The organism is Knoellia remsis, assembly GCF_003002895.1.
GTDB classification, from domain to species: domain Bacteria; phylum Actinomycetota; class Actinomycetes; order Actinomycetales; family Dermatophilaceae; genus Knoellia; species Knoellia remsis.
Genome location: NZ_PVTI01000018.1, coordinates 60,074 through 83,717, shown reverse-complemented (window position 1 = coordinate 83,717; position 23,644 = coordinate 60,074). Strand labels below are relative to the sequence as shown.

Below are 23,644 nucleotides of genomic sequence, written 5' to 3'. Positions count from 1 at the left end.
TGTCCAGGTCCCGGTGCCGGTACCCGTTGCGGCTATTGGTGCGGTCCGGGCTACGGGTGCCGTACTCGGCACCGCACACGCTATCGGCCTGCGCCGACAGCAGCGCGTTGATGAACGTGGTCAGCAGATCGCGCATCAGGTCCGGGCTGGCCTGGGCGAGCTGGTCGTGCAGGAAGACGGCAGGGTCGATACTGGTGTTCGCGGTCATCGCGATGCTCCATTCGAGAGTGCTGTGAGAGGTTCACTCGAAGGATCACGCGGTGACCGCACCTACGTGCGTAGGGACACGCTCACCGGTGTCGTCGTACACCAACCCTATGGACTCAACTTTCGACACTGCCTCGAAGTCGGCTGTGTCGGCGCTCAGCTTCGTGTCGGCGGTAGCGCGTCTGGCCTGAATCCACGCGGAATCGAGGCGCTCGAACCTCTGCCAGATGTTCGGTTTGAGTCCGCCCCCGTCCACAAGCGGAGATGGCAGGCGCTGGCGCGTCAGCCACCTCCTTCTTGTGTCCGTGATGGGGCCCGCCTTCACGTCCACCCTCACGTCCACCCCCTATCGTGAGCGCGTGACTGACCTCGTCGACGAGCTGGCCGGGACCTGGCACATCGTCGCGACGACGTTCCCGATGTGGCTCGACGGGTCGCGCACGAACCCCACCTTCACCTACACGCCCCGCGGCGACGTGATGGACGACGACGTGGCGTTCCGGACCCGCCGGGGACGCGCCCGCCACATCCGCGGCGTCGACACGCGCACCGGGCCGCGCTCCTTCCGGTGGCGCGGTGCCGGGCTGCTCCGGCCCCTGCGCAGCGACTGGCGGGTCAGTCACCTCGCGTCCGACAGCAGCTGGGCGGTCGTCGAGTTCGACCGCACGATGTTCACGCCGGCCGGGGTCGACGTCATCACCCGCGCCCGGCGACCGAGCGCAGCCACCTGGGCAGAGGTCGACCGGGTCCTCGCCGATCTCGGCCACGACGGCGTCACGCGCATCGGCTGACGCGCCACGCGTGGTTGTCGGTTGCGGCTGCCCGCAGGGGTGGGCGTAGCGTCGGACCATGGAGCGCGCACTCCCAGCGGACCCGCAGCCAGCGGTCAGGAACCGCACGGCGGGGGAGCGCGCCCTGCTCGACAGCTTCGCCGCCATCCCGCGCACCGAACGGGTCCGGCTCGCCAAGCGCACCTCCAACCTCTTCCGCCAGCGCACGGCCACGGTGACTCCTGGCCTGGACACGAGCGGGCTCACCGGCGTCCGCGTCGTCGACACCGGCACGCGCACCGCCGACGTCGACGGCATGTGCACCTACGAGGACCTCGTCGCCGCCACCCTCCCGCACGGGCTCGCGCCCCTCGTCGTGCCGCAGCTGCGCACCATCACCCTCGGCGGCGCCGTCACCGGCCTCGGCATCGAGTCGACGAGCTTCCGTAACGGCCTCCCGCACGAGTCGGTCCTCGAGCTGGACGTCCTCACCGGCACCGGCGAGATCGTCACCGCGAGCCCGACCAACGAGCACGCCGATCTCTTCCGCGGCTTCCCCAACTCCTACGGCTCCCTCGGCTACGCCACCCGGCTGCGCATCGAGCTCGAGCCGGTGCAGCAGTACGTCGCCCTGCGGCACCTGCGGTTCCGCGACCTCGACAGCCTCACCGCGACCCTCGCGACCATCGCCGAGACCGGCACCCACGACGGTGAGCACGTCGACCACCTCGACGGCGTCGCCTTCAGCCGCGACGAGGCATACCTCACCCTCGGCGCGCAGACCGACGACCCCCACCCCGATGGTCCGGCGACACCGAGCGACTACACCGGACAGCAGATCTACTACCGGTCCATCCAGCACGACGACCCGAACCCGAAGCGCGACCTCCTCACCACCCACGACTACCTCTGGCGTTGGGACACCGACTGGTTCTGGTGCTCGCGCGCCTTCGGCGCCCAGAACCCCCAGGTGCGACGACTCTGGCCGCGTCGCCTGCGCCGCTCGAGCGTCTACTGGAAGCTCGTCGCGCTCGACAACCGGACCCACTTCTCCGACCGGCTCGAGGCCCGCAGGGGCAACCCACCACGCGAGCGCGTCGTCCAGGACGTCGAGGTCCCCATCGAGAACACAGCGACGTTCCTGTCGTGGTTCCTCGACGAGGTGCCGATCGAGCCGATCTGGTTGTGCCCGTTGCGTCTTCGCTCCACGACACCATGGGACCTCTACCCGCTCGAGCCGGGCCGCACCTACGTCAACATCGGCTTCTGGTCCAGCGTCCCGGGAGGCGCACCGGGGGAGACGAACCGCGCCATCGAGAGGGCCGTGAGCGACCTCGACGGACACAAGTCCCTCTACTCGGAGTCGTTCTACGAGCGCCACGAGTTCGACCGGCTTTACGGCGGTGAGCGGTATGCCGTCCTGAAGCAGACCTATGACCCGGACTTCCGCTTCCCTCACCTCTACGACAAGGCGGTGCGCGGCGCATGACCAGCTCGATCCACCACACCCGCACCATCGCCGAGCTCCTCGACGCGGTCGTCGACGGTCCACTCCCGGTGCGCGTCACGGCATACGACGGGTCGAAGGCGGGCCCGGGCAGCGCACCGCGAAGTCTCCACGTCGCTACGCCGCGCGGGCTCTCCTACCTCGCGACGGCGCCGGGCGACCTCGGCATGGCCCGCGCCTACGCGACGGGCGACCTCGTCGTCGAGGGGGTGCACCCGGGCAACCCCTACGACCTGCTCGTGGACCTCGAGGACCTGCGCTTCCGCCGTCCCGACCGGCACGTCCTCGCAGACGTCGCCCGAACCCTCGGGCCGCGCGGGCTCACCCCGCCACCGCCACCACCGCAGGAGGCGCTGCCGCGCTGGCGCCGGGTCACCGAGGGCCTGCGGCATTCCTTGCGCCGGGACAGCGAGGCGATCCACCACCACTACGACGTTTCCAACACGTTCTACCGGCACGTGCTCGGTCCCACGATGACGTATACCTGCGCGGCATACCCGCACCGCGAGGCAAGCCTCGACGAGGCGCAGGACAACAAGTACCGCCTCGTCTTCGACAAGCTCGCGCTGTCGGAAGGTGACCGCCTCCTCGACATCGGCTGTGGGTGGGGAGGAATGGTCCGGTATGCCGCGCGCCGCGGCGTCCGTGCGCTCGGCGTCACGCTCTCGCGCGAGCAGGCGACGTGGGCGCAGGAGGCGATCGAGCGCGAGGGGCTCGGTCACCTTGCCGATGTGCGGCACGAGGACTACCGCAACGTCACCGAGACCGGGTTCGACGCGATCTCATCGATCGGCATCACCGAGCACATCGGGGTGCGCAACTACCCGGCGTACTTCGGCTGGATGCTCGAGCACGTCAAGGAGGGTGGGCTCGTCCTCAACCACTGCATCACCCGACCCGACAACCGGCCGACGAGCACCGGCGCCTTCATCGACCGCTACGTCTTCCCCGACGGGGAGCTCACCGGCTCGGGACGGATCATCACCGTCATGCAGGACACCGGGTTCGAGGTGCTGCACGAGGAGAACCTGCGCGAGCACTACGCGCTGACCCTCGCCGGCTGGTGCGACAACCTCGTCGAGCACTGGTCGGAGTGCGTCGACGAGGTCGGGGAGGCGACGGCGAAGGTGTGGGGGCTCTACCTTGCCGGGTCGCGGCGCGGCTTCGAGCGCAACGTCGTCCAGCTGCACCAAGTGCTCGCCGTCCGGCTCGCCGGTGACGCTGCCCCGGCAGTGCCGCTGCGTCCGTGGTGGAATGCGTGAGGACCCTGAACCGACCGAAAACCCCTGCACCGCAACGAGAAGGGACGAACCAGAGTGAGTGACAAGGCCAAGGACCAGGAGAGCGTCGTCATCGTCGGGGGCGGGCTCGCCGGCGCCAACGTCGCGGAGTCACTCCGCGAGCGCGGCTTCGACGGGCCGGTGACGATCATCGGCGCCGAGGACCACCTGCCCTACGAGCGGCCACCGCTGTCCAAGGACGTCCTGCTCGGCAAGAAGAGCACCGACGACGCGACGGTCCACGACACCGACTGGTGGAAGGAGCACGCCGTCGACGTGCGCACCGGCGAGCGGGCGGTCTCCATCGACCGAGACCGCAAGGTCGTCGTCACCGACAAGGGCGAGCTGCCCTACGGCACCCTCGTCCTCGCGACCGGCTCCGAGCCGCGTCGGCTCGAGGTCGCCGACGACTCGGGTGCGCCGGTGCACTACCTGCGCACCGTCGAGGACTCGAACTCGCTCAAGGACGCGCTCACCGAGGGCGCCAAGGTCGTCATCATCGGCGGCGGCTGGATCGGCCTCGAGGTCGCCTCCGCTGCCCGCAACGCCGGTGCGGACGTCACGGTCTTCGAGGCGGCCGACCTGCCGCTCGTCAACGTGCTCGGGCCGGAGGTGGCGCAGCGGTTCGCCGACCTGCACCGCGACCAGGGAGTCGACCTCCGCCTCGGGTCGCAGGTGACGACAGCCGACCTCGAGGGCGCCGACTGCGTCGTCGTCGGGGTCGGGCCGACGCCGCGCACCGAGCTCGCCGAGGCGGCCGGGCTCGACGTCGCCACCGAGGCGCCGGGAGGCGTGCTCGTCGACGACCAGCTGCGCACCTCGGACCCGGACATCCTCGCCGTCGGCGACATCGCCCTCGAGGAGCACCCGTCGCTGGGGCGGCGCGTGCGGGTCGAGCACTGGGACAACGCGATCGAACAGGGCAAGGCTGCCGCGGGCACGATCACCGGCGACGACACGGCATACGACCGTCAGCCGTACTTCTTCACCGACCAGTACGACCTGGGCATGGAGTACTTCGGCAACGTCGGCCCCGACGGCTACGACTCGGTCGAGACGACGGGCGACTTCGACGGGCCGTTCCGGGCCTGGTGGGTCAAGGACGGCACCGTCGTCGCCGCCATGCAGGCCAACGACTGGGATGCCTCCGACGAGATGCGCGACAGCATCGGCAAACCCCCGCCCGGCGTCAAGCCCACGTCCGGCCAGTCGTCCTAGTTCTGCTCACCTGATGCGACTGGTTGCGACTTCGCAGAGTTCGTCGCTGCGCTCCTCACTCTGCGAAGTCGCAACCAGTCGGGGGTGGTGGCGCTACTTGACGTCGCCGCGGGCGGTCATCCGGGTGTAGTTGGCGTCCGCGCCCGACGGCGGCGTGAGCGCGTCGGCGGCCGCCCACGAGGACGGGCTCGACCCGAGGGTGAAGCTCAACGTCGCACCCGGACGGACCTTGCGCATCGGCAGCCACGACGCCGGGTAGGCCTGGTCCCCGAGCCGTGCCGACTGGATGAAAGGCGCCGCGGTCGCGTCCTTGTCGGTCTCGAGGCGCAGCTTCTTGTTGCCCATCCACACGGTGATGCCGGGGAACTGCGGCGTCGAGATCGCGAGGCCGTCCGCGGAGGCGACGACGGGGAAGAGGCCGAGCGCGGACCAGACGTACCAGCTCGTCGTCGCACCCATGTCGTCGTTGCCCGGCAGACCGGCCCGGCCGGTGTCGAACGTCTGCTGCATGATCTGCTGCACGACGTACTGCGTCGACGCCGGCTTGCCCGCCCAGTTGTAGGCGTAGGGCGCCGGGTAGCCCATCTCGTTGCCGATGTAGAACTGCATCGAGCCCTCGCCGCCGTTGAGCGAGCGCTTCGTCGGTGGGATTGAGAAGGTCGAGTCGATGCCGAAGAGCCGGTTGAGGCGCTCGACGCCGGCATCCTTGCCGCCGCTGGCCTCGATGAGTCCGGTGAACGCGAACCCGAAGGACCAGAAGTAGTTCGGCTCGGTCGACTCGTGGAAGGCGTCTCCCGGGATGAAGGCACCCTTGCCCGCCTCACGTTGCATGAGGGTCTTCGTCGCCGGGTCGAAGATGTTGACCCACCACTCGGCCCGGTCGTAGAGCTCGGCGATCTGCGCGGACGTGACGGCGACGCTCGGGTCGGTGCGCACCGACTCCGGAACCGCGTCGAGGAACGCGGCGGCTGCCCGGTCGTCGTTGACGCGCTCGATCGTCTCCGACGACGAGTTGCCCGTCGTGTTCGGGTAGTAGCCGTTGGCGAGGTAGGTCTCCATGTCGGGGAAGCTCTTGCGGCCGTTGCACGCGCTGCTCGGGTCGAAGGCCGACTGCTTCGTCAGCCGTGCCGCCGTGGTGACGTCGAAGTCCTTGGCCCCGAAGGCATACGACCCGGCGATGACCGGCAGGGCGCTGTCCCCAGCCATCGGGGTCGAGTCGTCGCTCGCGTCCACCCAGTGCGGGAACGCGCCGCACTGCAGCCCGTCGACGACGAGGGACTGGTTGACGTCACTCGCGACGTCCGGTGCGAGCAACGCCAGCAGCTGCGCCTGGGAGCGGTAGGTGTCCCACAACGACAGCCCGGAGTAGTGCGTCGCGTAGCTGCCGGCCGAACCGTCGGGGTTGGTCCACGAGTAGTCGCGCACGTTGGCGACCGGACGCTCCTCGACGCCGCCTGCGCGGTCGACGCCACCGGCATACGGCTCCTTCGCGTCCATCGAGCGGAAGTCACCGTTGACGTCGGAATACGTTGTCGGAGAACCGAGGACGCGGTAGAGCGAGCTGTAGAGCTTCACGAGGTCGGTGCGCTCGGAGGTGGTGAGCGAGCCCGGGTTCGCTGCCTTGTCCACCTGGACGGTGTTGAGCCGCGCGTTCCATGCCTTGACCGCCGCGTCGCGCACGCCCTGGAACGACGTCGACGCGTTCTCGGTCTCGAGGTTGAGCCTGGCGTTGGCCACGCTCACCGCGGAGATGCCCACGCGCATCGACAGCGTCGGGTCACCCGCGGGCAGGTCGTACTGCAGGACGGTGGCGCCGTCCTTGACGGTGTTGACCGTGCTCCCGGCGGACTGCGCCTTGAGCGACCGGTTCAGCTCGGCGTGGAAGTAGACGTTGGAGTTGTAGGGCGTGCCGTACGGCGTGCAGAACGCGGGCGCCACGGTCTTGCCCGTGATCGTGCGCCCGTCCGGGCTCACCGAGAGCGACACGTTGTCCGGCGTGATGGCCACGCGCGAGCCGGAGCCGTTGGCGTTGCCGTTGAGCCGCATGTCGAGGCTGAGGTAGCCCTTGTCCTGCCCGGGGTAGGAGAAGGTCGCCAGTCCGGTGCGGTTCGTCGCCGTCGTCTCGACCTTGACACCGGTGTCGAGACCGACGGAGTAGTAGCCGGGGGATGCCTTCTCCGTGGAGGTGGAGAACCCGACCGGGGTGACCCGGCCCGTCGACCCGACGATCGGCGTCGGTGTCGAGCCCGGGCGCATGCCGACCGCGCCCTGACCGGGACAGCCCACCCCGTTGAGGTGGGTCAGGCTGAAGAAGTTGATCTGGCCCTTCGCCGCGTTCTCGCCGACGAGCCCGCCACCGGAGCCGTTGAAGTTCGTCCGCGGCATGTCCGGGCCGAAGGTGACCATCCCGAAGGGGACCTTGGCACCAGGGTTGATGTTGCCGGCATACCCGCTCGTGGAGTTGACGGCGGTGCCGATGAGCGGGTTGACGAACTGGGTGAGCTCGAGGGTCGGGCGCTTGTGCGGGGGAGTCGCGCCCTTGTCGTCACCGGGGGCGGCGGTGGCCGGCGCTGCCGTGATGGCGAGACCGGCGCAGAGGGCGCCGATGCCGAGCCGGGCGAGCAGGGCCGCGCCCGGGGCTCCGGACGGTGTGAGGCGCCAGCTGCGGGCCAGGATTCTGCGAGAGGTCTGCCGTGGCATCGCCGCCACACTCCTTCGTGCTCGTGGCAACTGCGTCGTCGCCCGTGCCGTTCACGCTAGAGATCGGAGGAATGGTCGGACAACGGTGACCGGAGATCCTGTCCGGTGGACAAGCGCTGGCGGACAGGACGAATACCTACCCGTCAGTCACTTGTGTGGTATACATATCAACAACAGTCGTGGAGCGTCCCACCCCGTGGGGCGCTCTTTTGCGTGTATGCCGTGAGGAGCGTGAGCAGCACATGTCCCGTCAGACCCAGACCATGGCGCCCCGCCCAACTCGCCGGGCCGTGACCCGTGGGCTCGCGTGGAGCGTGCCTGTCGTCGCAGTGGCCGGGGCGGCTACGGCCTTCGCGGCATCGCCCATCGCCTGCCCGACTCTCACGGCTGGCACGGGATGGACCACCACCTACACCGGCACTCTCGGGCCCAACTCTTCGGGTGGGCAAGGCTGGGACGCCGGCAACACGACCTTCTCGGTGTACCGCGACAACGGGTCGAGCACGGCGCCCCTCACGATCACGAGCACCGCCACCTTCGACGTCGTCGTCGGAGCGACGTATGACGTGAGCTTCCTCTTCAACTGGGGCTACGGCAACGGAGTCGCCAGCCAGTCCACGGGCGGCACCTTCACGCTCACGATCAATGACGTGCCCGTCAAGACACTCACGACGCGCACCGCGGCCGTCGACGGCAACACCTCGGTCAACGGCGTCCAGCCCGGAACGACGACGCAGACGTTCACCCTCAAACCCACGACGTCCACGATCAAGGTGACCTACGAGTACACGATCACCCCGAAGACCGAGCAGGCCAACGACGACATCAACGTGAGCAGCCTGAACTTCACGAAGTGCGTTCGCTGACCCCTGCTCGCGCGAGCAGCCACACGGCATACGAGTCGTTCGCGGGGTGCAGCTCGTAGCTGCCTGCGCGCAGCGTAACCGTGAGTCCCACGGACTCCGCGTCAGCGACGAACTCCTCGGGCGGATAGGCGCGGCTCCCGCTCGGTCCCTCGCTCAGGTGGAAGCCGATGAGCATCCGCCCTCCCGGTGCGAGCAGGTCGAGCAGGGCCGCCAGGGCTCGCCGTTCGGTTCCTTCGGCGAGGAGGATGAAGACGTTGCCGACCGCCACGACGAGGTCGTATGCCGCGGGGCGGCCGTGTGCGCGCAGCACCTCGGGCGTCGTCTCGAGGATGTCGAGCGGCAGCAGGCCGATGCCGGGATAGGTCCGCTCGGCCTGGGCGACGAGGTCGCGGTCCGGCTCGATGCCGGTGACGTCGTGGCCACGGGCCCGCAGCGCCGCGGTCACCCGGCCCATGCCGGCCCCGGCGTCGAGCACCCGCCCACCACGCGGGAGCAGCGCGTCGGCGAGGCGGGCCTCACCGTCGATGTCCGTGCCGGACTCCACGAGCTCGGCGAACCGGCGGCCGTAGCCGCGCGTCGCCTCACCGCCCAGGGCCCAACGAGACTGCGGCACAGGGGCGTTCGGCTCGGTCACGACTGACGTGCCGGCTAGGGCCGGGACTCGGGCAGCGGCTCGGGCAGCGGCTCGGGCCGGGACTCGGGCAGCGGCTCGAGCAGCTGCGGTGCGCCGAGCCAGGCATCGGGGATCGCGAAGGCGTCGACGAGCACGCGGGCGCGCGGCGCGAGGGAGTCACAGAGCTCTCCGACGTCGCGGATGACACCCTTGGCGGCCCGGGCGGTGAGCCGTCCGTGCTCCTGGTACCAGCCGCGGTTCGCCTCGATCGTCGACTCGGCGAAGAGGTCGGTGACGTCGTCGAGGAGCTCCTTGGCGGGGCCGTCCTCGCAGCGTTCGACGGCCGCGCACAGGGCCTCGAGGAGGACGCGGTCGATGTGTGCCTCGGCCGCGCGGATGAGGTGGTCCTGGGCGTTGTTGAAGATCCGGAACGCGACGTCGGGCTCGGCCTTGGCCGCCTTGGAGAGCCGCAGCGCGACGCCCTCGAGGAGGTGCTTCTCGCGGTCGACGAAGAGCGCCACCTGACGGCCCCGATGCCGTTCGGCGCCGTCCTCGTCGCTGCTCGGGGCGCGCGCGATGAGCTTCGAGATGAGGCCGGCGGCGGGCGTGCGCTCGAGGATCGACGACGCCGTGAACCGCGAGGCGAACGTGATCATGGCCAGCGGCGAGTTGTCCTCGAACGACTCCTGGAACTCGGTGAGCAGCCCCTTGGCGACGAGCTGCATCAGCACCGTGTTGTCACCCTCGAACGTCGTGAAGACGTCGGTGTCGGCCTTGAGCCCCGTGAGCCGGTTGTCCGCCATGTAGCCCGCACCCCCGCAGGCCTCCCGGCACATCTGGATCGTGTCGGTGGCGTGCCGGGTCGCGACCGCCTTGATGCCGGCAGCGCGGGCCTCGAGCTCACGCTGCCGGTCCTCGGGTGCCTCGCCCTCCTGAACGGCGACGTCGTGCATCATCTCGACGAGCTCGTTCTGGGCAAGCATCAGCGCGTAGCTCTTGGCGATGGCGGGCAGCAGCTTGCGCTGGTGCGCCCGGTAGCTCATGAGGGTGAGCTCCTCGTCGCTCCCCGGTGCGGCGAACTGCCTTCTGTGCAGGGCGTATCGGGTCGCGAGGGTCAGCGCGGACCGGGTCGCGGCGCCGGCGCCACCGGCGACCGAGAGACGTCCACGCACGAGGGTCCCGAGCATCGTGAAGAAGCGCCGCGACGTGCTGTCGATGGGGGAGGAGTAGGTCCCGTCGGACGCGATCGACCCGTATCGGTCGAGGAGGTTCTCGCGCGGCACCCGCACCCGGTCGAATGCCAGTCGGCCGTTGTCGACGCCGGGGAGGCCGCCCTTCGCGCCGCAGTCACCGATCGTGACACCGGGCATGGGGTTGCCGTCCTCGTCCCGGATCGGCACGAGGACGCAGTGCACCCCGTGGCCCTCGCCGTCGGCGGTGATGAGCTGCGCGAAGACCGCCGCCATCCGGCCGTCGCGAGCGGCGTTGCCGATGTAGTCCTTGCGGGACCCCGGCGTCGGTGAGTGGATCACGAGCTCGTCGGTCTCGGCGTCGTGGGTGGCCGTCGTCTCGAGGTGCTGGACGTTGGACCCGTGGCCGGTCTCGGTCATGGCGAAGCAGCCGAGCAGGCTGCCGTCGAGCATGCCGGGCAGGTATGCCGTGTGGTGCCGTTCCGTTCCCAGGTTGGCGATGGCGCCCCCGAAGAGCCCGAACTGCACGCCCGCCTTGACGAGGAGGGACAGGTCCCCGTGACCGAGCATCTCGAAGGCCGTGACCGACGCACCGATGTCGCCGGTGCCGCCCATGCCGCGGGTGAGTCCGGCGCGGGCGAAGTCCTCGCGGGTGATCGCGAGGAGCTGGCTCGTCGTGTGCGCCCGGTGCTCCTCCATGGACATCGGCTCGTCGGGCGGTCCGAACTGTGTCGGGTCGTCGTGGCCGCGCAGCCGGCGCCGCACCGCACCCCACCGTCCGTCGAGGATCGTCGTGAGGCTGTCGGCGAGCTGCTGGTCGTCCACGGCTACTCCAGTACTTCCTTCGCGGGGCGGCGGTCCACGTCAGGCCAGGTTGCCGACAGTCCGCCCCAGATGAGCTTGGTGAGGTGTTCCCGCAGCGTCTCACGGCTCGTGCCCGATGACTCGGCTCCCTCGCGCAGCCATTCGTCGGCTGCGGCTCGGACCATGCCGACGACGGCGTGACCCCACGTCGCCCCGGGAGTGGTGTCCTTGCCCGTCGCCTGCAGGGCCGTCGTGATCAGGACGCCGACCTGTCGGCCCACGGACTGGCTCACCCCCGACGCCGCGTCTCCCGTGTCGGTGCGCTCGGAGAGCGGCACCAAGGGGGCGTTGACGATGAAGCGGTAGACCTCCGGGTCGTCCTCGACGAGCCGGAGATAGGCGTCGATCGCGGACGCGAGCAGCTGTCGCGGGGACCACGCGGCGTCGGTGTCCGGGCCCTCGGCGAAGGCGACGACCTCGTCGACGTTGCCGACGGCCCCCGCGACGTCGCCGATGATGTTCGAGTTGACCCGTTCCGCGACCGCGTCGTAGAGCCCCGCCCGGTCGGTGAAGTGCCGGTAGAACACCGTCTTTGACGTCCCGGCGACGGCGGCGATGTCGTCCATCCCGACGCTCGCCCCGTGCCGCCGGATGGCGCGCAGCGTCGCGTCCACGAGCTCGGTCCGACGCCTCGCCCGGTGCTTTTCCCAGCGGCGGTTGCGTCCGTCGACCACCGTCTCGTCGGCCTCCACCGGAGCCGCCGAGCCACGTCCCGAGCCGTCTGGTCGGCCCGCGCTGGTGGTGCTGGTCACAAGGTCGGACCGTAGCAGGTGCGAACAGGTACCTGCTACCGTCGGTATCGGATATGTGGCGCGTCCCACGCGGCCATCGACCACCTCGTCCCCAGGAGCAGAACGGTGCCTTCAACCAGCCCAGCCACGCCTCGTCGGGCCGCCATCCTCGGCGGCAACCGCATCCCCTTCGCCCGGCAGTTCGGGCCCTACGCCAACGCGTCGAACCAGGACATGTTCACCGCCGCTCTCGAGGGGCTCGTGGCGCGCTACGGCCTCCAGGGCCAGCGGCTCGGCGAGGTCGTCGGTGGCGCGGTCATCAAGCACAGCCGCGACTTCAACCTCACCCGCGAGAGCGTCCTCGGCTCGAGCCTCGACCCGCACACGTCCGCCTACGACGTGCAGCAGGCGTGCGGCACCGGCCTCGAGAACGCGATCCTCGTCGCGAACAAGATCAAGCTCGGCCAGATCGAGTCCGGCGTCGCCGGTGGTGTCGACACCGCCTCGGACGCGCCGATCATGGTCTCCGAGAAGCTGCGCCAGAAGATGCTGAAGATCAACCGCGGCAAGACGACGGTCGACATGGCCAAGCGTGCCCTCGCGCTGCGCCCGACCGATTTCGGCATCGAGACCCCGGCCAACGTCGAGCCGCGCACCGGGCTGTCGATGGGTGAGCACCAGGCCATCACGACGAAGAAGTGGGGCATCACCCGCGAAGCCCAGGACGAGCTCGCCGCAGCGAGCCACCAGAACCTCGCCGCGGCATACGAGCGCGGTTTCTTCGACGACCTGATGACGAGCTACCTCGGCCAGTCCAAGGACCAGAACCTGCGCCCGGACTCGACCGTCGAGAAGCTCGCCAAGCTCAAGCCGGTCTTCGGCAAGGGCGAGGGCGCGACGATGACGGCCGGCAACTCCACGCCGCTCACCGACGGCGCCGCCGTCGTCCTGCTCGGCAGCGAGGACTGGGCCAAGGAGCACAACATCCCCGTCCAGGCCTGGTTCGTCGACGGGGAGGCCGCGGCGGTCGACTACGTCCACGGCGACGAGGGCCTGCTCATGGCTCCTGCGTATGCCGTCCCGCGCCTTCTCGAGCGCAACGGCCTTTCGCTGCAGGACTTCGACTTCTACGAGATCCACGAGGCGTTCGCCGGCACCGTGCTCTCGACGCTCAAGGCCTGGGAGGACGAGGACTTCTGCCGCGACCGGCTCGGGCTCGAGAAGCCGCTCGGCTCGATCGACCGTTCCAAGCTCAACGTCAACGGCAGCTCGCTGGCCGCCGGCCACCCCTTCGCCGCCACCGGCGGCCGCATCGTCGCCTCGCTCGCGAAGATGCTCCACGAGAAGGGCCCGGGCAGCCGTGGTCTCATCTCCATCTGCGCTGCCGGTGGGCAGGGCGTCGTCGCGATCCTCGAAGGAGCCTGATTCATGGCGCTGTCGTATGGCCAGCTCGTCAACAGCGGGGTGGGCAAGCAGCTCGCCGCCACCCTCGGTCTGCCGCGTCCGGCGAAGCTGCGCCGGCACGTCGTAGGCGGCTCGCTCGTCCCGGGCGCGGTCCTCGTGACCGGCCACGGTGACGCCCCGGTCGCCGAGCGCGTCCGTGTGCTGCTCGACGACGCAGGGGTGCAGGTCGCGTCGAAGCCGTCGACGTCGGTCGCCGCGGTCGTGCTCGACCTCACCGCGGTCGAGAGCCCGGCCGATCTCGAGACGCTGCGCGGTGTCGTCGGCCCGGCGCTCAAGACCCTCGCCCCGACCGGGCGCGTCGTCGTCGTCGGTCGCCCTCCGGAGGAGGCCACGTCGGTCGCGCAGGCCGCGGCCCGCCGCGCTGTCGAGGGCATCGTGCGGTCCATCGGCAAGGAGATGCGCGCCGGCGGCACCGCCAACACGGTCCTCGTCGCCGACGGCGCCGACGCCGGAGTCGACGCGACGATCCGCTTCCTCCTCTCGGGCCGGTCGGCCTACGTCTCGGGACAGGTGTTCCGCGTCGGCAAGCCGGTCGCGCCGATCGAGGCGCCGGCGGACTGGGACAAGCCGCTCGCCGGCAAGGTCGCGGTCGTCACCGGTGCCGCGCGCGGCATCGGCGCCGCCATTACGGACACCCTCGCCCGTGACGGCGCGACGATCGTCGCCGTCGACATGCCGTCGGCCGGCGGCCCGCTCGCCGAGGTCGCCAACAAGCTCGGTGGCTCGGCGCTCCAGCTCGACGTCACGGCCGACGACGCGGGTGCCAAGATCGTCGAGCACGCCAAGGCCCGGCACGGCGGCTTCGACATCGTCGTGCACAACGCCGGCATCACCCGCGACAAGCTGCTCGCGAACACCGAAGCCGACCGTTGGGACTCCGTCCTCCAGGTCAACCTGCTCTCGATCCTGCGGATGAACGAGGCGCTCGTCCCGGCGATCAACGCCGGCGGTCACATCGTCAACGTGTCCTCGATCGCGGGCATTGCCGGCAACCGCGGCCAGACGAACTACGCCGCGTCGAAGGCGGGGGTCATCGGCATGACCCAGTCGCTCGCCGCGGACAAGACGATCCTCAAGAAGGGCGTGACGGTCAACGCGGTCGCGCCGGGGTTCATCGAGACGGAGATGACGGCGAAGGTGCCGTTCGCGACGCGTGAGGTGGGCCGGCTGATGAACTCGCTGTCGCAGGGCGGCCTGCCCGTCGACGTGGCCGAGACGATCGGCTACTTCTCGTGGGACGCCAACCGCGGCGTCACCGGCAACGTCGTGCGGGTCTGCGGCCAGATGATGCTGGGGGCCTGATGACCGAGCCCACCTCGTCGTCCGTCGCCACACGCCCCCAAGAGACGTTCAGCAGCGCGCCGTCCCTGGCGAAGGTCTTCGTCAAGGCGGCCATGTCGGGCAAGAAGTCCGGCTCGACCCTCCCTGCCACGGAGCTGGCCCTCACCGGTCACGCCGTGGACCGAGAGCACCTGCTGCGCTACCAGCGGCTCTGCGGGTTCCCGGTCGACGACGTCCTGCCGCACACCTACCCGCACATCCTCGGGTTCCCGCTGCAGGCCGAGCTCATGGGCCGCTCGTCGTTCCCGCTGCCGCTCGCCGGGCTCGTCCATGTCGAGAACACGATCACGGTGCGCCGGACCCTGACCGACGACGACGTCCTCGACATCGCCGTCCACGCCGAGGACCTGCGCGACCACCCCAAGGGCCGTCAGGTGGACCTCGTCACCGAGGTCACGGTCGACGGTGAGCCGGTGTGGAGCGGCCGGTCGACCTACCTCGCGCGCGGCAAGGGCAACCCGGACGCCGAGCGCGGCACCGAGGCGCCGCCCATTCCCAAGGGTGTCGCCGCGGCGCAGTGGCGCCTCCCCGGCGACCTCGGGCGGCAGTATGCCGCGGTGTCCGGTGACGTGAACCCCATCCACCTGCACCCGCTCACCGCGAAGGCCATGGGCTTCCCCAAGGCCATCGCGCACGGCATGTGGACGTACGCCCGCGCGCTCTCCGCGCTGGGTCGCGGCGCCAACGGACCGAGCACCTCGCACGTGTGGTTCAAGAAGCCGGTGCTCCTGCCGGGGAAGGTCGACTTCGTCGTCGACCGCAGCGGAGAACCGGTCGTGGCCGGGCTCCGCTCGACCCGCAAGCCCGAGACCGAGCACCTCGTCCTCACCCTCGAGACCGCCTGACCCACCCCGACTTATTGCGCACAGTTCGCAGGCTCGCCGGGGCTCGCCTGCGAACTGTGCGCAAGAAGTCGCCCTCGGACCTCAGACCTCAGGCGGGGGTGAAGCCGAGGACCCGGCCGTAGAACGCCAGCTCCCGCGTCAGGGAGTCCTCGATGGCCGACGCGGCCCGGAACCCATGACCCTCGTCGGGGTAGATGACGAGGTCGACATCCTTGCCGGCCTCGCGCAGCGCCTGCTCCATCGCCTCGGCCTGCGCCTGCGGCACGACCTCGTCGATGCCGCCTTGCAGCAGCAGCACCGCGCCCGTCACCGCGTCGAGGTGGTGTACGGGGGATCGCTCGACGTAGACGTCCTTCGCCTCGGGGTAGGGCCCGACGAGCCGGTCGAGGTAGCGCGACTCGAACTTGTGCGTGTCCGTCGCGAGCGCCTCGAGGTCGGCAACCCCGAAGTACGACGTCCCGGCCGCGAAGGCGTCACTCGTCGTCAGCGCGCGCAGCACCGTGTACCCGCCGGCCGACCCGCCTCGGATGGCGAGGCGCGATCCATCGACGTGGCCTGCCTCGGCGAGGGAGCGGGCGCCGGAGACGACGTCGTCGATGTCGGCGACACCCCACTGCCCGAGCAGCCGGTCGCGGTAGGCGCGGCCGTGGCCGGTGCTGCCCGAGTAGTTGACGTCGAGGACGGCGAAACCGCGCGTCGTCCAGAACGCCCGCGCCAGCTGGAGCCCGGCCTCGCTGCGGCTCGTCGGCCCACCGTGGACGAAGACGAGGAGCGGCGGCAGCTCACCCTCCGGGCCGGTGACGTCGGGGTGCGTGGGCGCGAGGAAGACGCCGTGCACGTCCTCGCCGCGCGTGTTGGTCCAGGTCCACGGCTGCGCCGTCGCGGCGTATGCCGGGTCGAGGCCGTCGTCGCTGCTGCGCCGCAGCGTCGTGAAGGGTCCGGTGACCAGCCCGCGGACGATGACGGGTAGGGCCGAGAGGGTGCCGACGCGCACCGCCACGTCTCCTCCGGCCGACTGGAGCTGGTCGAACTGGACGGCACCCTCGAGCCCGATGTCGAGGTCCTCGAGGGCCCCGGTCGACGGGTCGAGGATCCCGAGCCGCCCGACGCCGTCGGCCCACCAGTGCACGAGGACCCGGCCGTCGTCGAGGAGGGCGAAGTCGCTCATGCCGAGCACCCACTGCGGCTGCATGACGTCGGCCTCGGTGGAGTGGACCGACTCGGCGCCGGAACCGTTGTCCCGCTTGAGGTTCCACCACCCCGACTCGTCCGAGACGAACCACAGTGAGTCGTCCGGGCCGAACCGGGGCTGGCCGACGGCGACGTCCGCGCCACCGGCGACGACCGACCAGTCCAGCTCGCCGTCACCGTCGACGAGGGCGGCCCGGCGCAGTGTCGTCGTGTCCCAGGGCATGTTCGGGTGGTCCCAGGTGACGACCGCGACCTGCGTCCCGTCCTCGGACAGCGCAGGACGCGACACGAAGTCGGAACCGGCCCACATCACCCGGCCACCGTCGGCGTTGTCGCCGTCGAGCGACAGCCGCACGAGCGTGTTGACCGGATCCCCGCCGCCGGAGTGGTCCTCACGCACCGCGAGGACGAACCCGTCGCCGAGGACGAGTCCGCCATAACGGAACCCGCCCTCCGGCGTGATGGCGCGCAGCGACCCGTCGGCCTCGACGACGTGCACCCGCAGGTCGGGCATCGTCGTGACGACCACGGTCCCCGAGCGGACGGCATACGCCCCGCCGCCGTACTCGTGGACTCGTGAGCGCACGTTGACCCCGGACCCGACCACGTCCTCGACGGCGCCGGTGGCGCCGACGTGGCGGACCAGGACCACCCGGCCGCCCTCCCACGGACGCCCTTCGAGCCAGTAGGTGTCTGCGCCGTCGAGGCGGACCTCGTCGAGGGCGCGGGTCGCCGCGGTGAGGGCGGCGGGGGAGAGCGGGGAGGGCCAGGAACCGTGGGGCTGCGCAATCACGCGCTCCAACCTAGGTGCTCACCGGTCCGGTGGCGGGAGAACGCCTCCGGTGAGCGAGAGGCCGTAGTAGCGCGACGTCCCCGACGCGGCGTAGTGACCGAACGCCAGCGTCGGCACCCAGCCGGCCGCCTCGTACAACGCGACCGCCTCGGACTGGGCGGTGCCCGTCTCGAGGACGAGGGCGTCGACGCCGGCCTCGCGCGCCGTCGCCACGAGCCGCTCGAGCACCGTGGCCGCGAACCCCCGACGACGCACCCGCGGGCTGACGAACATCCGCTTGACCTCGGCGACCCGGCCTCCGAACGCACCGAAGAGCTCGGGGCGCAACCGCCAGCCACCCATCGCGACCGGCTCGCCGTCCACTGTCCCGATGACGAACAGCCCCGTGGGAGAGTCGAACTCGCGCGGGTCGACTGGCGACTCGTCCGGACCGCCATAGATCTCGACGTAGTACGCCTGCACCTGCGCGACGAGGGCCGTGACGCGCGGGTCGTCGAACGGGACCTCCGACAGCACGAGCGGGGAGTCGGCGGGCATGGGCACAGTCTCACCCACTGTCCCGCCCGCGCGTGCCGCGCGCACTCACAACCGGTGGCGCACCCACACCCCGGGCTCGACGTAGACCGCATGGTTCTGCTCGACGCTGACGTGGACCGGGTTCAGCGCCTCGGGCACGACGACGTCGCCGGACCTGTCGAACGGCAGGCCCGTCCACGACCGCCACTCGTCGAGCGTCCCGGGGATCGCCATGGCCCGCGAGCAGACGCCCTCGATGACCCCGCCGGCACGCACGTGCAGCCGCAGCCACGGGTCCGCCGGCAGCCCGTCCTCGCGGGTCCGGAACGCGTACTCGCTCATCGGCGTGTGCGGCTCGAGGTGCTTGGCGTTCGGCCGGACCGGCGCCACGAGCTCGGTGAACCCGAGACGAGCGGCGTTGCGGCGCTTGGCCTCGAGCATGACGGACGCCAGCCCGGTGCCCTGCAGGTCAGCACGGATCGCCACCTCGAGCGCGGACAGGTGCGTCGGCTCGCGCCCCGCGACCTCGTCGAGCCACGCCCACATGAGCACACCGTCCCAGCCGGACTCGGGCAGCTCCGGCCGGCCGATGTCCGCGCCCATCGCGAACGGCACCGAGTTCGACTCGGCGACGATGCGCGTCGGGTCCGCCGCGTCCCACGCGACGAGGCAGTACTGCGCGTATGCCGTCCGCGTGCGCGTGTAGTAGAGGTCGCCGAGCGGGTCCCACTTCATGAACTCCGGCCACGGGTTCTCGAACGCGGCCTGGGTCTCGGCGAGGTCCGGCCGCTCGGCACGGGTGGCGATGACGAGGTCCATGGCGCGACGGTCGCACACCTGAACTCCGTCGCGCCTGCTCTTTTCCGACGGATAGCATCGGTATGCCGCCCGCGCACCGCGGGTGCGCGCGCGAGGCGCGCGGGCCGCTCACCGCAGCGGACGGCATACCCCTTCGCAGTCCCCACCTCTCAGGAGCAGCACCGTGTCGTCAGACCAGATCACCGTCCGCGTCGCAGGAGACGAGCGATCGGTGGACCGGGAGACGACAGCGGCCGACCTGTTCGAGGGCCAGCGCGACGTCCTCGTCGCCCGCGTCAACGGCGAGCTGCGCGACCTCGCCCACGTCCTCGCCGACGGCGACACCGTCGAACCCGTGACCGCGCAGGAGCAGGACGGGCTGGATGTGCTGCGGCACAGTGCTGCCCACGTCCTCGCGCAGGCCGTGCAGGAGGTCAACCCGCAGGCCAAGCTCGGGATCGGACCACCGGTGCGTGACGGGTTCTACTACGACTTCGACGTCGACAAGCCCTTCGAGCCGGAGGACCTCAAGGCTCTCGAGAAGGTCATGCAGCGCATCGTCAACGAGGGGCAGTCCTTCGTGCGCCGCGAGATCAGCGACGACGAGGCCCTCGTCGAGCTGAGGGATGAGCCCTACAAGGTCGAGCTCATCGGCCTCAAGGGCGGCTCCGCGGGAGACGCGGCCGAGGGCGCCGACGTCGAGGTCGGCGGCTCGCAGCTGACGATCTACGACAACGTGAAGAAGGACGGCGAGCGCGCGTGGGGTGACCTCTGCCGCGGCCCGCACGTCCCGACGACCAAGGTCCTCGGCAACGCCTTCAAGCTCATGCGCTCCGGCGGCGCCTACTGGCGCGGCAGCGAGAAGAACCCGCAGCTGCAGCGCATCTACGGCACCGCGTGGGCCGACAAGGCCGACCTCAAGGCCTACCTCGATCGCCTCGCCGAGGCCGAGAAGCGCGACCACCGCAAGCTCGGCGCCGAGCTCGACCTCTTCAGCTTCCCCGACGAGCTCGGGTCGGGGCTGCCGGTCTTCCACCCCAAGGGCGGCGTCATCAAGCGCGAGATGGAGGACTACGTCCGCCGTCGGCACATCGAGGAGGGCTTCGACTACGTCGGGACGCCGCACATCTCCAAGGAGGCGCTGTTCCACACCTCGGGGCACCTGCCGTTCTTCGCCGACGGGATGTTCCCGCCGTTCGACCTCGACGGCACGGACTACCGCCTCAAGGCGATGAACTGCCCCCTGCACAACCTCATCTTCCGCTCGCGCGGCCGGTCCTACCGCGAGCTGCCGCTGCGGCTCTTCGAGTTCGGGTCGGTCTACCGCAACGAGAAGTCCGGCGTCGTCCACGGCCTCACCCGCGTGCGGGGCCTGACCCAGGACGACTCGCACTCCTACGTCACCCGCGAGCAGGCGCCGGGGGAGATCAAGCACCTGCTCGACTTCGTCCTCGGGCTGCTGCGCGACTTCGGCCTCGACGACTTCTACCTCGAGCTGTCCACCCGGGACGAGGAGGGCGAGAAGAAGGACAAGTTCATCGGCACCGACGAGCAGTGGGCCGAGGCGACCGCGATCCTTGAGGAGGTCGCGACCGAGTCCGGGCTCGAGCTCGTGCCCGACCCCGGTGGCGCGGCCTACTACGGGCCGAAGATCTCGGTCCAGGCGCGCGACGCCATCGGCCGCACCTGGCAGCTGTCGACGATCCAGTACGACTTCAACCAGCCGCACCGGTTCGGTCTCGAGTACCAGGCCTCCGACGGGTCTCGTCAGGAGCCGGTGATGATCCACTCGGCGAAGTTCGGCTCGATCGAGCGGTTCATCGGCGTCCTCACCGAGCACTACGCGGGCGCCTTCCCCGTGTGGCTGAGCCCGGTGCAGGTGCTCGGCGTGCCCGTGGCCGACGAGTTCGCCGACTACCTGAACGACGTCCTGAAGCAGATGCGCGCCAAGGGGATTCGCGTCGAGCTCGACGACTCCGACGACCGCTTCCCCAAGAAGATCCGCAACGCGTCCAAGTCCAAGGTGCCATTCATCCTCATCGCCGGCGACGAGGACCGCAGCAACGGTGCGGTGTCCTTCCGCTACCGCGACGGCTCGCAGAAGAACGGCGTGCCGGTCGAGGACGCGATCGCCGAGGTGCTCACCGCGATCGAGACGCGAGCACAGGTCTGAGGCGCACCCGGACATGACCCTGGCCGCCCCCGTCGTCCGGCTCGCCGAGCCCCGTGACGCGTTCGCCGTCGCGGCGCTGACGATGCAGGACGACCGGGAATGCGGAGCCACCATCGAGCCCGGGTTCCTCGACCGGTACGCCGACGCGTGGCTCGCCGACCGGCGGCGCGTCACGTTCCTCGCGGAAGCAGCCGACGGGCGGCCGCTCGGCATGGTCACGGCTGCCATCGTGACGAAGCTGCCGAGCTCGCGCCGACCCGACGAGCGCTGGCTGCACGTGAGCCTGCTCTTCGTCACCGCCGACGCGCGGGGAGCCGGGCTCGGTGGCCGCCTGATCGAGGCCCTGCAGGTGTGGGCGAGTGACAACGGGGTCACGCGCATGCAGCTCAGCGCGGATCCCAAGGCGCGCAGCCTCTACGAGCGCGCCGGCTTCACCACTCCGGACAGCCGACTCATGGAGTGGCGGCGGGGTTGACCCGCCACGGATGCAACCTTTCTCCGTCCGGCGTGCGTCTGCGTCGGTGAGGGCGGGCGAGGGGCCCGCCCCGGACAGCAAGGGGATCAGGCATGTCCAGATACACACGCATTCTCTCGACGGCACTCGTCTCGGGGGCTGTGCTCGTCGGTGCCAGCACGCAGGCGGTCGCCGCCCGTCCGGCGCCGACCATCCCGGACGTCGCGCCGGAGACCATGGCGGGCCAGCCGCTCCAGTGGGACCTCGGCAACTACCCGCTGACGCCGACGGTCAGCGGTGCGCAGGTGTGCGACCCCGCGAACGAGGGAGCAACGGCGACCCTCATGGGGCGCCAGTGGACGTACTACGACGGGTCGAACGACCTCGACCAGCTCAGTGCGGACCTCACCGTCACGCTGTGGAAGAACGCGAGGAACGCTCTCCAGGACGTCGCCACGGACGGCGGTGTGTGCTCGCTCATCGAGGGCTGGGCGCCGACGACGTGGGAGGGCACGAACCCCAGGACTCACCTGCTCCTCACCGACGGTGACAGCTACGCGGCCGTGGTGGCCCAGGGCAAGTACGTCGTCTCCGTGGTGATCCGGGACTGGTCCGGCGACGCCGCGACCCCGGAGGAGGCCCGCGAGGCCGCCATCGCGGGCGTGGAGGACACCCTCGACAACTTCTGAGTCGAGGGGGCCCGCGGAGGGCGGGCGGACGGCATACCGACACGGCGCGCCGGTATGCCGTCCGCTCACCTCACGGGAGCGGTTTGTGCGCCGTCTCGCGCAGTGCGAAGACGTAGACGAGCAGCGACACGAGGCAGAGCACGCTGATGTAGATGGGGAAGGCCGAGTCCATGCCCTGTCCCTTGAACCACGTCCCGACGTAGGGCGCGGTCCCGCCGAAGAGGGCGACGGAGAGCGAGTACGGGAAGCCGATCCCCGACGCTCGCACGCGGGCGGGGATCGTCTCGGCGTTCACCGCGGCCGAGATCGAGGTGAACATCGCGAGGAAGACCATGCCGATGCACTGCACGAGCAGCAGCCGCGACATCGACGTGTCGAGGAGGCGCAGCAGCGGCACCGTCGCCACGACGAAGAACGCCGCGAACGTGATGAGCAGCGGCTTGCGGCCGATGCGGTCCGAGATCGTGCCCATGACCGGCTGGAGCAGCGCGAAGAAGACGAGCGCGATCGTCCCGGCCTGGAGCGAGTCCGCCTTGGAGACGTCCGCGTAGGTCTGGGCATAGGTGGGCAGGTAGGTCGTCCACGTGTAGTACGCGATGGTGCCGGCGATGGTGATGCCGACGATGAGGAGCGACTCGCGGGGGTGGTGCTTGAGCGCGTCGAACAGGCCCGGTCGGGCGGTGCGGCCGGTCCGCAGGTCCTCGGCGTCCTCGAGTGTCTCGTGGGCGCCGGCGCGGATGACGAGACCGACGAGCGAGAGCCCGGCCCCGACGAAGAACGGGATGCGCCAGCCCCACGACTGCATGTCGCCCTCGGAGAGCGACGACGCGAGCCACGCCGCGAGACCGGACGCGAGCAGCTGACCGATGGTCGTCGAGACGTACTGGAAGCTCGAGAAGAACCCGCGGCGCTTCGGTGGCGCGCTCTCGACGAGGAACGTCGTCGCGGCGGCGAACTCACCGCCGACCGACAGGCCCTGGATGACGCGGGCGAGGACCAGGAGGATCGGCGAGAGGATGCCCACGCTCGCGTAGGTCGGCAGGACGGCGATGAGCAGCGACCCGGCCCCCATGAGCAGGATCGTCGCGGTGAGGGCCGGCTTGCGCCCGATCCGGTCGGCGAGTGCACCCATGAGCAGACCGCCGACGGGGCGGAAGAAGAAGCCGACCGCGAAGATCGCGAAGGTGTTGAGCAGCTGGGTAAGACCCGACTCCGACTCGGGGAAGACCTGGGTCGCGAAGTACACGGCGAGGAAGCTGTAGGCGTACCAGTCGTACCACTCGACGAGGTTGCCGACCGAGGCCGCGGCGAGCTGGCGGGGCGAGTGGGCGCGGGCGCGCTCCAGGGTGCTCGTGGACCCGGAGGCGTCGGGCGCGGACGGTCCGGAGGGGGTGCCGGGAGTCGTGGTCATCCCTGCACCCTGCGACGACGGAG

21 protein-coding genes are annotated in these 23,644 nt (G+C 70.3%); 11 read left to right on the top strand and 10 right to left on the bottom strand.

Features of this window, described 5'->3' with window-relative positions:
- On the bottom strand, positions 1-208 hold a 208-nt coding region (locus BCF74_RS11545), incomplete at its 3' end, for a transposase (protein ID WP_177426657.1).
- A gap of 45 nt (positions 209-253) precedes the next feature.
- Positions 254-544 (bottom strand): hypothetical protein, encoded by a 291-nt coding sequence (locus BCF74_RS11540; RefSeq protein WP_146132946.1) that lies wholly within the window; start codon positions 542-544, stop codon positions 254-256.
- Between the two features lie 22 nt (positions 545-566).
- Between BCF74_RS11540 and BCF74_RS11535 the strand changes: the two genes are divergently transcribed.
- Genes BCF74_RS11535 through BCF74_RS11520 form a run of 4 tightly spaced genes read left to right on the top strand, consistent with a single transcriptional unit; the run spans position 567 to position 4,982 of the window.
- Positions 567-998 carry a hypothetical protein gene (locus tag BCF74_RS11535; RefSeq protein WP_146132945.1) on the top strand — a complete coding sequence of 144 codons (432 nt, stop codon included), beginning with the start codon at positions 567-569 and terminating at the stop codon, positions 996-998.
- Between the two features lie 58 nt (positions 999-1,056).
- Positions 1,057-2,466: an FAD-binding oxidoreductase gene (locus BCF74_RS11530; RefSeq protein WP_106298100.1), complete on the top strand. Its 1,410-nt coding sequence runs from the start codon at positions 1,057-1,059 to the stop codon at positions 2,464-2,466.
- Entirely contained in the window at positions 2,463-3,746 is a 1,284-nt protein-coding gene (locus BCF74_RS11525) for a class I SAM-dependent methyltransferase (RefSeq protein ID WP_106298099.1), read from the top strand. Before BCF74_RS11530 ends, BCF74_RS11525 begins: the two co-directional genes overlap by 4 nt.
- 54 nt (positions 3,747-3,800) lie before the next feature.
- A complete protein-coding gene (locus BCF74_RS11520) occupies positions 3,801-4,982 on the top strand; it encodes an NAD(P)/FAD-dependent oxidoreductase (protein ID WP_106298098.1) in 1,182 nt (393 codons plus the stop codon).
- A gap of 93 nt (positions 4,983-5,075) precedes the next feature.
- Here the strand turns inward: BCF74_RS11520 and BCF74_RS11515 are convergent, their stop codons facing one another.
- Positions 5,076-7,682: a glycoside hydrolase domain-containing protein gene (locus BCF74_RS11515; protein ID WP_106298097.1), complete on the bottom strand. Its 2,607-nt coding sequence runs from the start codon at positions 7,680-7,682 to the stop codon at positions 5,076-5,078.
- Between the two features lie 242 nt (positions 7,683-7,924).
- Between BCF74_RS11515 and BCF74_RS17095 the strand changes: the two genes are divergently transcribed.
- The gene (locus BCF74_RS17095; protein WP_146132944.1) at positions 7,925-8,548 is read left to right on the top strand and encodes a hypothetical protein; all 624 of its coding nucleotides are present in this window, start codon (positions 7,925-7,927) and stop codon (positions 8,546-8,548) included.
- Here BCF74_RS17095 and BCF74_RS11505 read toward each other — a convergent pair.
- From BCF74_RS11505 to BCF74_RS11495, 3 genes are read right to left on the bottom strand one after another with little or no spacing between them, the layout of a single operon-like run.
- A complete protein-coding gene (locus BCF74_RS11505; protein WP_106298095.1) occupies positions 8,529-9,182 on the bottom strand; it encodes a class I SAM-dependent methyltransferase in 654 nt (217 codons plus the stop codon). The genes BCF74_RS17095 and BCF74_RS11505 overlap by 20 nt on opposite strands.
- Positions 9,183-9,196: 14 nt before the next feature.
- Positions 9,197-11,176: an acyl-CoA dehydrogenase family protein gene (locus BCF74_RS11500; protein WP_106298094.1), complete on the bottom strand. Its 1,980-nt coding sequence runs from the start codon at positions 11,174-11,176 to the stop codon at positions 9,197-9,199.
- A 2-nt stretch (positions 11,177-11,178) separates the two neighbouring features.
- Positions 11,179-11,967: a TetR family transcriptional regulator gene (locus BCF74_RS11495; protein ID WP_106298093.1), complete on the bottom strand. Its 789-nt coding sequence runs from the start codon at positions 11,965-11,967 to the stop codon at positions 11,179-11,181.
- A gap of 105 nt (positions 11,968-12,072) precedes the next feature.
- On the opposite strand from BCF74_RS11495, the gene BCF74_RS11490 reads away from it, so the two are divergent.
- Genes BCF74_RS11490 through BCF74_RS11480 form a run of 3 tightly spaced genes read left to right on the top strand, consistent with a single transcriptional unit; the run spans position 12,073 to position 15,596 of the window.
- Entirely contained in the window at positions 12,073-13,371 is a 1,299-nt protein-coding gene (locus BCF74_RS11490) for an acetyl-CoA C-acetyltransferase (protein WP_177426656.1), read from the top strand.
- A gap of 3 nt (positions 13,372-13,374) precedes the next feature.
- Positions 13,375-14,712: a 3-oxoacyl-ACP reductase gene (locus BCF74_RS11485; protein ID WP_106298092.1), complete on the top strand. Its 1,338-nt coding sequence runs from the start codon at positions 13,375-13,377 to the stop codon at positions 14,710-14,712.
- Positions 14,712-15,596, top strand: a complete 885-nt coding sequence (locus BCF74_RS11480) for a MaoC/PaaZ C-terminal domain-containing protein (protein WP_106298091.1) — start codon at positions 14,712-14,714, stop codon at positions 15,594-15,596. Before BCF74_RS11485 ends, BCF74_RS11480 begins: the two co-directional genes overlap by 1 nt.
- An 88-nt stretch (positions 15,597-15,684) precedes the next feature.
- Here BCF74_RS11480 and BCF74_RS11475 read toward each other — a convergent pair whose 3' ends face one another.
- Genes BCF74_RS11475 through BCF74_RS11465 form a run of 3 tightly spaced genes read right to left on the bottom strand, consistent with a single transcriptional unit; the run spans position 15,685 to position 18,915 of the window.
- Positions 15,685-17,580 carry an alpha/beta hydrolase family protein gene (locus BCF74_RS11475; RefSeq protein ID WP_106298090.1) on the bottom strand — a complete coding sequence of 632 codons (1,896 nt, stop codon included), beginning with the start codon at positions 17,578-17,580 and terminating at the stop codon, positions 15,685-15,687.
- Between the two features lie 18 nt (positions 17,581-17,598).
- Positions 17,599-18,117 carry a GNAT family N-acetyltransferase gene (locus BCF74_RS11470; protein ID WP_106298089.1) on the bottom strand — a complete coding sequence of 173 codons (519 nt, stop codon included), beginning with the start codon at positions 18,115-18,117 and terminating at the stop codon, positions 17,599-17,601.
- 45 nt (positions 18,118-18,162) lie between these two features.
- Positions 18,163-18,915: an N-acetyltransferase gene (locus tag BCF74_RS11465; RefSeq protein WP_170070224.1), complete on the bottom strand. Its 753-nt coding sequence runs from the start codon at positions 18,913-18,915 to the stop codon at positions 18,163-18,165.
- Between the two features lie 163 nt (positions 18,916-19,078).
- On the opposite strand from BCF74_RS11465, the gene thrS reads away from it, so the two are divergent.
- The 3 genes from thrS (at position 19,079) to BCF74_RS11450 (ending at position 22,210) form a co-directional block, all read left to right on the top strand.
- On the top strand, positions 19,079-21,067 hold the full coding sequence (gene thrS, locus BCF74_RS11460; protein ID WP_106298087.1) for a threonine--tRNA ligase: 1,989 nt from the start codon (positions 19,079-19,081) through the stop codon (positions 21,065-21,067).
- 13 nt (positions 21,068-21,080) lie between these two features.
- Positions 21,081-21,542, top strand: a complete 462-nt coding sequence (locus BCF74_RS11455; protein ID WP_106298086.1) for a GNAT family N-acetyltransferase — start codon at positions 21,081-21,083, stop codon at positions 21,540-21,542.
- Positions 21,543-21,634: 92 nt separating this feature from the next.
- The gene (locus tag BCF74_RS11450; RefSeq protein ID WP_146132943.1) at positions 21,635-22,210 is read left to right on the top strand and encodes a hypothetical protein; all 576 of its coding nucleotides are present in this window, start codon (positions 21,635-21,637) and stop codon (positions 22,208-22,210) included.
- Positions 22,211-22,280: 70 nt separating this feature from the next.
- Here the strand turns inward: BCF74_RS11450 and BCF74_RS11445 are convergent, their stop codons facing one another.
- On the bottom strand, positions 22,281-23,621 hold the full coding sequence (locus tag BCF74_RS11445) for an MFS transporter (protein ID WP_106298084.1): 1,341 nt from the start codon (positions 23,619-23,621) through the stop codon (positions 22,281-22,283).
- Between the last annotated feature and the right edge of the window lie 23 nt (positions 23,622-23,644).